Source organism: Bradyrhizobium sp. BRP23, from assembly GCF_020194135.1.
Classification (GTDB): domain Bacteria; phylum Pseudomonadota; class Alphaproteobacteria; order Rhizobiales; family Xanthobacteraceae; genus Bradyrhizobium; species Bradyrhizobium yuanmingense.
In genome coordinates this window covers 148061-157916 of sequence record NZ_JADYVW010000016.1, presented here as the reverse complement: position 1 = coordinate 157916, position 9856 = coordinate 148061, and the positions used below count along the sequence as shown (strand labels likewise).

The window sequence follows — 9856 nt, the reverse complement described above, 5'->3', positions numbered from 1 at the left end:
GCCGCGACCCCCGCCCCGGTTCAGACCGCCGATCCCTTTGGCCTCGAGACCACGCTCGAGCCGAAGAAGGTCGTGATGGTCAAGGGCACCGCCAATTGGGACTCCGCCTTCGACACGCTGATCGACGCCTTCAAGGCGTTGAACACGCTGCTCGACAAGCAGGGCATCAAGCCATCGGGCAATTCGATGATCGTCTACACCTCGACGGACGATACCGGCTTCACCTTTCTTGCCCAGATCCCGGTCGATCAGGACCCGAAGAACCTGTCCAAGGACATGAGCATCGGCAAATCGCCTGAAGGCAAGGCGCTGAAATTCGTCCATCGCGGCTCCTACGACAACATGGACAATACGTATGAGGCGATCACCAATCATCTCGACGACAAGAGGCTGGAAGCCAAGGACACCTTCATCGAGGAGTACCTCACCGATCCCCTAAAGACGTCCGAGGACAAGCTCGTGATCAATGTTTTCGTGCCACTGAAGTGAGACTGATGAAAAAGCCTGCCCTACTTGCCGCCGTCCTCGCCACCACGCTGCTCGCCGCGCCCGCGCGCGCCGAGGATTTTCCCTCCGCGATCTCGGTGAGCGGCGAAGCCTCCGTATCCGCGGCGCCCGATCTCGCGCAAATCGATGCAGGCGTCGCCAACGACGCCAAGACGGCGAAAGAGGCCTCCGATGCCAACAATGCCGCGATGGGCAAGGTGCTGCTGGCGCTGAAGGGCGCCGGGATCGCCGAGAAGGACTACCAGACCTCGCGGCTGTCGCTGCAGCCGCAATACGGCCAGAACAAATCCACCGGCGCCTCGCCGGTGGTCGGCTTCCGCGCCAGCAACCGCGTCACCGTCAAGATCCGCGACGTGACCAAGGTGGCCGGCATCATCGACACGCTGGTCAGCGCCGGCGCCAACGACATCGGCAATATCTCGTTCGAGGTGACGCAGGCGTCAAAGCTGCTCGATGATGCGCGCGAGCAGGCCGTTGCCGATGCGCGGCGCAAGGCGGAGATTTACGCGAAGGCTGCCGGTGTGACGCTGGGCGCGCCGCTCAGCGTCACCGAGGGCGGCGGCCCGGTGCCGCTGTTCAAGGGCCGCATGGCCGAACGGATGGCCGCAGCCCCGCAGGCCGCAGTTGCGCCGGGCGAAGAGACGCTGACGGTGACGGTGAATGTGAGCTGGGCGATCAAGCCGGGGCAGTAGCCGCTTTCGTAAGAGGCGCATCGCCGCAACACCAATGGGCCGGCGACCCGATCATACGTCCGGCGGCAGGGGATGGCATTGTTGCCCGATCAATCATTCACGCTGATATCAGTAAAAAGAAACCCCGTCGGCGTCTTGGTAAAGACGAAGATGAGCTCGCCGCAAAAGACGAAGTAACTGTCGTTCTTATAGTCATCGCGATCGTAGACGGCCTTGCCGCGCTGGATACACGCGCGATTTTTCGCCGTGAACGAGGTCCGATAGGTCTTGGCGCCAAATTGCGCGGCGTCGCGAATTGCGTTGTCGTTCATGAACGGCAACCGTGTCATACCGGCGACGGCGGCGGAATCGTTTGCCTTCAGCGCCGCGCGAAACTTCTCGATGAAGCCATCGAATTCCTTCTGCAAGGCAGGAGAAGCGACGGCGTTCCTCGCCTGGGCGGCGGCCGGAGCAAGGTTCACGAGAGCGGTTGCAAGCACAATTCTCAGCAAAAATCCCACAGGCCGGCTCCATCCATCGATTAATAAAGGTCTTCCGACCAAAAGAAATCCATGGTGCTTTGTTGCGTCATGGGCTTTCTGGTTCAACGGCGCAGAACCGCACGCACCTGCCGCAATGGGAGCAAAGCGGACATTGCTTTCGTCGCATCAAGCCGCCGGGTTTATGGATACACCACCTAAATCTCCACCACCTGCCCCGGCAGCATCGCCACGAATCTTTCCTGCGGAATCTTCGCGGCATCCAGCGCCTCGACCAGCGCTGTCGCCGGCGCGTCGATCGCTTCGTCGGTCAGCTGGAACGTGCCGTGGTGATGCCCGAGCGCGGCTTCCGCGCCGCAATCGGCCAGCGCCTTCACCGCATCTTCCGGGTTCATGTGCTGGTCGCGCATGAACCAGCGCGGCTCGTAGGCGCCGATCGGGAGGATCGCCAGGCGCAGCTTGCCGTGCTTCTCGGCGACGCGGCGGAAATGGCGGCCATCGCCGTAGCCGGAATCGCAGACCACGTAGATCTTCCCGGCCGGCGTCTCCAGGACAAAGCTCGCCCACAGCGCCTTGTTGCGGTCGAACAGGCCGCGCGCGGTCCAGTGCCTTGTCGGCACCAGATGCACCGCGACGCCTTCGCCGAGCTCGACGCGGTCGTGCCAGTCGAACGCTTCCACCTTGATCGTGGAATCCCAGCTGCGCATGGTGACGTCGTTGCCGAGCGGGGTGACGACGCGCGGGGCGAAATTCTTGGTGAGCCGCGACAGCGTCGCGATGTCGAGATGGTCGTAATGGCCGTGCGAGACCAGCACGACGTCGATCTTCGGCAGCTTCTCGAAGGCGATGCCGGGGTCGTTGTGCCGCTTCGGCCCGGCGAAGGCGACCGGCGAGACCCGCTCCGACCAGACCGGATCGACCAGGATGTTGAGGCCGCCGGCCTGGATCAGCCAGCTGGCATGACCGACGAAGGAGAGCCGCACCTTGTCGCCGTCAACGCGCGCCGGCGGGGTGTCGGCATGGGGACTGGGCGCCCAATCCGGCCAAGTCGCCCGCTGCCGCTTGCCGCCGAGCTGCCAGCGCAGCACCTCGCGCAGCGATTTCGGCGGCGCCCCGTCCGGATCGAAGAAGGTCAGGCCGTCGAAATGATCGGAGGCGGGGCCGTCATAGGTTTTCATGCTGGACATCCAGAGGGAGGGGACGCCGACCAGCGCACCGGTTCCGGCGAATAGTCCGAAAAGGCGGCGGCGGGTGATCGGCACGGCGGGCTTCTAGGGATGGTTGGAGGGGTAAGACATCACCGCCTATATGGGCGGGGCTGGCGGAAAAGGAACCTGCGACAAAAAGATCACGTTTTCAAAACCTTGGCTTACCAAGGGCGGGCCGACACCCTAAGTTTCCTTGACATTTGAGCGGGAGCGGCGTTTAACCCGGCCACTTTCTCGGAAAGGCTTTCTTTTCGACCCGCCGACCGGCCTCGAGGCCGGAGGTCAACGCCCGACAGCGCTGTGCGCCCTCGGGCGCAAAGGTGTTTGGAAGATGCTTATCCAGGAAGGTGTCATCGCCCGACTTGATCGGGCGATCCAGTATCCCAGAGGCGGCTCGGCTTGAACTGAGGTGCTGCGGCGTACTGGATGCCCCGCCTTCGCGGGGCATGACAGCGGTGAGTTACGGAGCGCTCTTCCCATCGGGAAGACAGCAACAGGACAACGGCATTGTTCGACAATCTGTCGGAACGGCTTGGTGGCATTCTCGATCGTCTGACGGGGCGCGGTGCGCTGACCGAAAAGGACGTCGACGCCGCGATGCGCGAGGTGCGCCGCGCGCTGCTGGAGGCCGACGTCGCGCTGGAAGTCGTGCGCAGCTTCACCGAGCGCGTGCGCGAACAGGCGATCGGCGCCACAGTCGTCAAGTCGGTCACCCCCGGCCAGATGGTGGTGAAGATCGTCCATGACGAGCTGGTCAACACGCTGGGCGCCGAAGGCCAGACCATCGACGTCAATTCCGTGCCGCCGGTGCCGATCATGATGGTCGGCCTGCAGGGCTCCGGTAAGACCACCACCACCGCCAAGCTCGCCCGCCGCCTGGTCCAGCGCGACAAGCGCAAGGTCTTGATGGCCTCGCTCGACGTCTACCGTCCGGCGGCGATGGAGCAGCTGGCCGTGCTCGGCCGCGACCTCGACATTCCCACTTTGCCGATCGTTGCCGGCCAGCAGCCGCCGCAGATCGCCAAACGCGCGCTGGAAGCCGGCAAGCTCGGCGGCTACGACATCGTGCTGCTCGACACCGCCGGCCGCACCACGCTCGACGAAGAGATGATGGCAGAGGCGGCCGCGATCAAAGCCGCGGCCAATCCGCATGAAGTGCTGCTGGTTGCGGATTCGCTCACCGGCCAGGACGCCGTGAACCTGGCGCGCTCGTTCGATCAGCGCGTCGGCCTCACCGGCATCGTGCTCACACGCGTTGACGGCGACGGCCGCGGCGGCGCCGCGCTGTCGATGCGCGCCGTCACCGGCAAGCCGATCAAGCTGATCGGCACCGGCGAAAAGACCGACGCGCTGGAAGACTTCCACCCGGATCGTATCGCCGGCCGCATCCTCGGCATGGGCGACGTGGTGTCGCTGGTCGAGCGCGCCGCCGCCAATATCGACGCCGAGAAGGCCGCACGCACCGCCGAGCGCATGCGCAAGGGTCAGTTCGACCTCAACGACATGCGCGAGCAGCTGCTGCAGATGGCCAACATGGGCGGCATCAGCGGGCTGATGGGCATGATGCCCGGCATCTCCAAGATGAAGAACCAGATCGCGGCCGCCGGCATCGACGACAAGATCCTGAAGCGTCAGGTCGCAATCATCGATTCCATGACGCGCGAGGAGCGGCGTCATCCGGACCTCTTGAAGGCCAGCCGCAAGAAGCGCATCGCGGCCGGCAGCGGCCAGAGCGTCGAGCACGTCAACAAGCTGCTGAAGATGCACCGGAACATGGCCGACGTGATGAAGGCCATGGGATCGGGCAAGCGCGGCCCGCTCGCCGGCATCGCACAGGCGATGGGCTTCGGCGGCGGCATGAAGATGCCCTCGCCGGAAGAGATGAAGGCGCTGCAGGAGAAGATGCAAGGCGCGGGCGGCGGACAAGGCCTGCCGAATCTGCCGAAGGATCTGCCGCCGGGCCTTCGCACCGGCCTGCCCAACCTTCCCGGATTGACCGGGCTGAGCGGCAAGCCGACGCTGCCGGGCCTCGGCGGTTTCCCCGGCAAGAAGAAATGAGGAATTCGTCGCACAGGATCATCAGCATCTCGCGCGGCGCGGAATACCAATCGACCGAACAAAACGTACTTTGCAAAACCACACTTTCAAGGAGAACTGAATGTCCGTCGTTATCCGCCTCGCCCGTGCAGGCACCAAGAAGCGTCCCGTCTATCACGTCGTCGTCGCCGATTCGCGCTTTCCGCGCGATGGCCGCTTCATCGAGCGTCTCGGCCATTTCAATCCGCTGCTGCCGAAGGACAACGAGACCCGCCTCAAGCTCGACATGGACAAGGTGAAGGCCTGGCTCGCCAAGGGCGCGCAGCCGTCGGACCGCGTCGCGCGTTTCCTCGATGCCGCCGGCGTCAAGAAGCGCGAAGCGCGCAACAACCCTGAGAAGGCCGTGCCGCGCAAGGAGCGCAAGGCGCAGGCCGAAGCCGCCGCCAAGGCGTAAGGCCGGATCATGTCGGCGCTGGTCTGCGTCGCGCGGATCGGCGCCGCGCATGGTGTGCGCGGTGCGGTCAAGCTGTGGACCTTCACCGAGGATCCCTTTGCCGTCCGCCGCTACGGTCCGCTGTCGACCAAGGACGGCAGGCGCCAGTTCGAAATCGCGCAGGTGCGCGAGGCCAAAGATCATCTGGTCGCGACATTCAAGGGCGTCGCGACCCGCGATGAGGCCGAGCGCCTCAACGGCATCGAGCTCTACGTCCCGCGCGAAAAACTGCCCGCGACGGACGAGGACGAATATTACCACACCGATCTGATCGGGCTTGCCGCGATCACAACTGATGGCGATGCGCTCGGTCGGGTGCTCGCGATCCATAATTTCGGCGCCGGCGACATCATCGAGATCGCGCCGCCCAAGGGCCCGACGATGCTGCTGCCGTTCTCCAACGCGGTGGTGCCGGAAGTCGACCTCAAAGGCGGCCGCGTCGTGATCGCGTTGCCGCAGGAGATCGAGGGGGACGACGAGGGCGACGCTCCATCCACGGGTCGTCCCGCCTAGTGCGCAAAGCGCACGGGGGCGGGGACCCATAACCACAGGCCGGAATTTTTCGCTAAGCTGATCGCTCCAGCTATCGCAAAACGGGCTGCGGTGGTTATGGGTCCCGGGCTCGCGCTTCGCGCGCCCCGGGACGACGAGATTAGGATGCAATGACCAATCCCTCACCCTGGCGCGCGACGGTGCTGACGCTGTTTCCGGAGATGTTTCCGGGGCCGCTCGGCGTGAGCCTCGCCGGCCGGGCGCTCGCGTCCGGGCTGTGGCAGATCGAGGCGCGCGACATCCGGGCCTCCGCTACCGACCGCCATCGCAGCGTCGACGACACGCCTGCCGGCGGCGGCCCGGGCATGGTGCTGCGGGCGGACGTTCTGGCCGCGGCGATCGATGCTGCCGAAATCGGGCAAGACCTGTCAAAAGCGCGGCCGCGCCTGCTGATGAGCCCCCGGGGTCGGCCATTGACCCAGGCGCGCGTCACCGAGCTCGCCCGAGGCCCCGGCCCCCTGATCGTCTGCGGGCGGTTCGAGGGGGTGGACCAGCGGGTGATCGACGCGCGCGGCCTGGAGGAGGTCTCGATCGGCGATTACGTGCTGTCCGGGGGCGAAATCGCAGCTTTAGCCCTGATCGACGCCTGCGTCCGGCTGCTGCCGGGGGTGATGGGCAAGGAAGCCTCCGGAACCGAGGAAAGCTTTTCGGACGGCCTGCTGGAGTACCCCCAATACACCCGCCCGCAGCTGTTCGAGGGGGTTCCGATCCCTGCTGTCCTCACCTCCGGCGACCACGCCAAGGTGGCCGCCTGGCGGCGGGCCAAATCCGAGGCCCTGACGGCCGCCCGGCGCCCGGATTTGTGGGAAAAGGCCGCGAATCGGGGGAGCGGCCAAAAAACGCCAAAAACCAAGACAGACGGGTGACAAACGCTCCGGCTTGCCTTATAGGAGCGGCCAAATCCGCAATGGCTGGATAGACGAATTTTGCGCAGCCCCCCGTTTCCAGGGCTGGGCGCGCCGATGGAGATTTACCCATGAACCTGATCAAGCAGCTCGAGCAGGAGCAATTCGACAAGCTGTCGGCCGGCAAGGACATCCCGGAATTCGCCCCCGGCGACACCGTGATCGTCAACGTGAAGGTCGTCGAAGGCGACCGCACCCGCGTGCAGGCCTATGAGGGCGTCTGCATCGGCCGTTCCGGCGGTGGCCTCAACGAGAGCTTCACCGTGCGCAAGATCTCCTATGGCGAGGGCGTCGAGCGCGTGTTCCCGCTGCTCTCCCCGATGATCGACTCGATCAAGGTGGTGCGCCGCGGCAAGGTGCGTCGCGCCAAGCTCTATTATCTCCGCAATCTTCGCGGCAAGTCGGCCCGCATCGTCGAGAAGCAGGACCGCGCTGCTGCCGTCGGCGAGTAAGCTTTCGCCACCAGGCAGGTCTTTCGAAAGCGCGGGGCTCGGCTCCGCGCTTTTTTGTTGCGTCAGCCGTGCGCGTCAAAGCACTCGCGCTTCCAATTCGGCCTGCTATATATTCCTAGAATGTTTCCAGATCTGACCAGCTTCGCCCCCATCCAGCGCATCGTCATCGACGATCGCTCGCGGCTGCCTGGCCGGTTCTTCGGACGCTTCGCGACCTCGGCAACGTCAGAGCTTAGCCGCGCAGCCTAAAAGCTGCGCTGACGATTTTGTTGCCCGCGCGGTCTGCCGCGCTCATCGCTGACACACATTCTTTGGAGCTCGAGCTCATGTCCAAGCCGACCACCCTGTACGACAAGATCTGGAACGACCATCTGGTGCACGAAGCCGAGGACGGCACCTGCCTGCTCTACATCGACCGCCATCTGGTGCACGAGGTGACCTCGCCGCAGGCGTTCGAAGGCCTGCGCGCCACGGGGCGCAAGGTCCATGCGCCCGAGAAGACGCTCGCCGTCGTCGACCACAACGTGCCGACCACCGACCGCACCAAGCCGAATCCCGACCCTGAAAGCATCGAGCAGATCAAGGCGCTGGCCGAAAACGCCAAGGAGTTCGGCATCGAATATTACAACGAGTTCGACAAGCGCCAGGGCATCGTCCACGTCATCGGCCCCGAGCAGGGCTTTACGCTGCCCGGCACCACCATCGTCTGCGGTGACAGCCACACCTCGACGCATGGCGCGTTCGGCGCGCTCGCGCACGGCATCGGCACCAGCGAGGTCGAGCACGTGCTGGCGACGCAGACGCTGATCCAGAAGAAGGCCAAGAACATGCGCGTCACCGTCGACGGCAAATTGCCGGATGGCGTGACGGGCAAGGACATCATCCTGGCCATCATCGGCGAGATCGGCACCGCCGGCGGCACCGGCTACGTGCTGGAATATGCCGGCGAAGCGATCCGTGCGCTCTCGATGGAAGGCCGCATGACGGTCTGCAACATGTCGATCGAAGGCGGCGCGCGCGCTGGCCTCGTTGCGCCCGACCAGAAGGCGTTCGACTTCCTGCGTGATCGTCCGAAGGCTCCGAAGGGCGCGGCCTGGGACGCGGCGATGCGCTACTGGGAGAAGTTGCGTTCCGATGACGGCGCGCATTTCGACCACGAGCTGCGCCTCGATGCCGCAAAGCTGCCGCCGATCGTGACTTGGGGCACCTCGCCTGAAGACGTGATTTCTGTCACCGGTATCGTGCCCGATCCCGACATGATCGCGGATGAGGCCAAGCGCATCTCCAAGCATCGCGCGCTGAAATATATGGGCCTGACCGCGGGAACGAAGATCACGGACATCAAGCTCGATCGCGTCTTCATCGGCTCCTGCACCAACGGACGCATCGAGGATTTGCGCGCGGCGGCGAAGATCGCGGAAGGCAAGACCGTCTCGGCGAACGTCAACGCCATGGTCGTGCCGGGCTCCGGCATCGTGAAGGAGCAAGCCGAAGCCGAGGGTCTGGACAAGATCTTCATCAAGGCCGGCTTCGAATGGCGCGAGCCGGGCTGCTCGATGTGCCTTGCCATGAACCCGGACAAGCTGAAGCCGGAAGAGCGCTGCGCCTCGACCTCAAACCGCAATTTCGAAGGCCGCCAGGGTTTCAAGGGTCGCACCCATCTGGTGTCGCCGGCGATGGCGGCAGCGGCGGCGATCGCGGGCCACTTCGTCGACGTCAGGGACTGGCGCTAAGCTGGTCCCTGCAATCTGATGCGGTGGAAAGCTTCGTCGTGGAAGCTGAAGGATTGGCTCTAACCAGTCTCTCCGTCATGCCCGGGCTCGTCCCGGGCATCCACGAACTCTCTGCACAAGCCCCAAGAACGTGGATGGCCGGGACATAGGCGAGCGGAAGCGACGCCGTCCTTCGGACGGCTATGCCCGGCCATGACGAATGCAGAGCCAGCAATCCACTCACGTCACCAATAGCGGTACGGATAGTGCCACCGCGGCCAGTGGCAGACGCGGCGCGGGCCGTAATAGGTCCAGATGATCCGGCAGCGGCGCGGATAAGAGTAGGAAGGATAGTAGCCGCCGACATAATAGGGCCGGTAGAAGTGACGATGCCGGAAATGGGGGCGGTGATGGCCCCAGTGCCGGTGGACCCCGCCATATCCGCCGTGGCGAAAGCCGCCATGGCGATGGATGCCGACATGTCTGTGGTGAAAGGCCGGCGCGGCGCGGACGCCACCGCTGTGGAAACCGCGGCCGATATGCCCGCCGCCGCCGCGAAAACCGCCGCCGTGAAAATGCCCGCCGCCATGTCCACCGTGCCCGCCACGGCGAACCTGCGTGACGAGATCGTCGGTCGCGGCCTTCGTCATCGGCGACGTCGCCGGATTGATCAAGGTGAGCGCTTCAGCACGACGCGTGCTGCCGGCCGACAGCATCAGCGTCGCGGCGGCCGCAAGCCCGAGCAGGCGCATCGGGACAGCCCGGCGGCCAAACATCCTCAGCATGGAATCCTCCCTGAATCCGGACAGCAGAGCTGCG

The 9856-nt window shown here is 64.8% G+C and carries 11 protein-coding genes; 8 read left to right on the top strand and 3 right to left on the bottom strand.

The window, feature by feature from the left end:
- The coding region (locus tag I6F24_RS31835) for a GyrI-like domain-containing protein (RefSeq protein WP_225156551.1) at window positions 1-489 on the top strand (489 nt) is incomplete at its 5' end.
- A gap of 5 nt (window positions 490-494) precedes the next feature.
- Window positions 495-1199 carry an SIMPL domain-containing protein gene (locus tag I6F24_RS31830; protein WP_036024562.1) on the top strand — a complete coding sequence of 235 codons (705 nt, stop codon included), beginning with the start codon at window positions 495-497 and terminating at the stop codon, window positions 1197-1199.
- An 89-nt stretch (window positions 1200-1288) separates the two neighbouring features.
- Here I6F24_RS31830 and I6F24_RS31825 read toward each other — a convergent pair whose 3' ends face one another.
- Together I6F24_RS31825 and I6F24_RS31820 are read right to left on the bottom strand one after the other, a co-directional pair.
- Entirely contained in the window at window positions 1289-1699 is a 411-nt protein-coding gene (locus tag I6F24_RS31825; protein WP_225113772.1) for a hypothetical protein, read from the bottom strand.
- Between the two features lie 176 nt (window positions 1700-1875).
- Entirely contained in the window at window positions 1876-2940 is a 1065-nt protein-coding gene (locus I6F24_RS31820) for an MBL fold metallo-hydrolase (protein WP_036024561.1), read from the bottom strand.
- Window positions 2941-3393: 453 nt separating this feature from the next.
- Between I6F24_RS31820 and ffh the strand changes: the two genes are divergently transcribed.
- The 6 genes from ffh to leuC all read left to right on the top strand — a co-directional run bounded on the left by ffh (window position 3394) and on the right by leuC (window position 9058).
- Window positions 3394-4944 (top strand): signal recognition particle protein, encoded by a 1551-nt coding sequence (gene ffh / locus I6F24_RS31815; protein WP_225128097.1) that lies wholly within the window; start codon window positions 3394-3396, stop codon window positions 4942-4944.
- 100 nt (window positions 4945-5044) lie between these two features.
- Window positions 5045-5377, top strand: coding sequence for a 30S ribosomal protein S16 (gene rpsP / locus I6F24_RS31810; RefSeq protein WP_025032875.1), 333 nt, complete (start codon window positions 5045-5047; stop codon window positions 5375-5377).
- A gap of 9 nt (window positions 5378-5386) precedes the next feature.
- Complete coding sequence (gene rimM, locus I6F24_RS31805; RefSeq protein WP_225128096.1) at window positions 5387-5929, top strand: ribosome maturation factor RimM; 543 nt, start codon at window positions 5387-5389, stop codon at window positions 5927-5929.
- Between the two features lie 149 nt (window positions 5930-6078).
- Window positions 6079-6834 (top strand): tRNA (guanosine(37)-N1)-methyltransferase TrmD, encoded by a 756-nt coding sequence (trmD, locus tag I6F24_RS31800; RefSeq protein ID WP_225128095.1) that lies wholly within the window; start codon window positions 6079-6081, stop codon window positions 6832-6834.
- Between the two features lie 110 nt (window positions 6835-6944).
- Complete coding sequence (gene rplS / locus I6F24_RS31795; protein WP_036008895.1) at window positions 6945-7325, top strand: 50S ribosomal protein L19; 381 nt, start codon at window positions 6945-6947, stop codon at window positions 7323-7325.
- Between the two features lie 326 nt (window positions 7326-7651).
- On the top strand, window positions 7652-9058 hold the full coding sequence (leuC, locus tag I6F24_RS31790; RefSeq protein WP_225152018.1) for a 3-isopropylmalate dehydratase large subunit: 1407 nt from the start codon (window positions 7652-7654) through the stop codon (window positions 9056-9058).
- Window positions 9059-9282: 224 nt separating this feature from the next.
- Here the strand turns inward: leuC and I6F24_RS31785 are convergent, their stop codons facing one another.
- Window positions 9283-9822, bottom strand: a complete 540-nt coding sequence (locus I6F24_RS31785) for a hypothetical protein (RefSeq protein WP_036024552.1) — start codon at window positions 9820-9822, stop codon at window positions 9283-9285.
- Window positions 9823-9856 lie beyond the last annotated feature (34 nt).

Excerpts from the sequence above, each read along its gene's own strand:
- I6F24_RS31830 (WP_036024562.1), top strand. The coding sequence starts at position 495 with ATGAAAAAGCCTGCCCTACTTGCCGCCGTCCTCGCCACCACGCTGCTC.
- rpsP (WP_025032875.1), top strand. The coding sequence starts at position 5,045 with ATGTCCGTCGTTATCCGCCTCGCCCGTGCAGGCACCAAGAAGCGTCCC.
- rimM (WP_225128096.1), top strand. The coding sequence starts at position 5,387 with ATGTCGGCGCTGGTCTGCGTCGCGCGGATCGGCGCCGCGCATGGTGTG.
- trmD (WP_225128095.1), top strand. The coding sequence starts at position 6,079 with ATGACCAATCCCTCACCCTGGCGCGCGACGGTGCTGACGCTGTTTCCG.
- rplS (WP_036008895.1), top strand. The coding sequence starts at position 6,945 with ATGAACCTGATCAAGCAGCTCGAGCAGGAGCAATTCGACAAGCTGTCG.
- leuC (WP_225152018.1), top strand. The coding sequence starts at position 7,652 with ATGTCCAAGCCGACCACCCTGTACGACAAGATCTGGAACGACCATCTG.
- I6F24_RS31785 (WP_036024552.1), bottom strand. The coding sequence starts at position 9,822 with ATGCTGAGGATGTTTGGCCGCCGGGCTGTCCCGATGCGCCTGCTCGGG.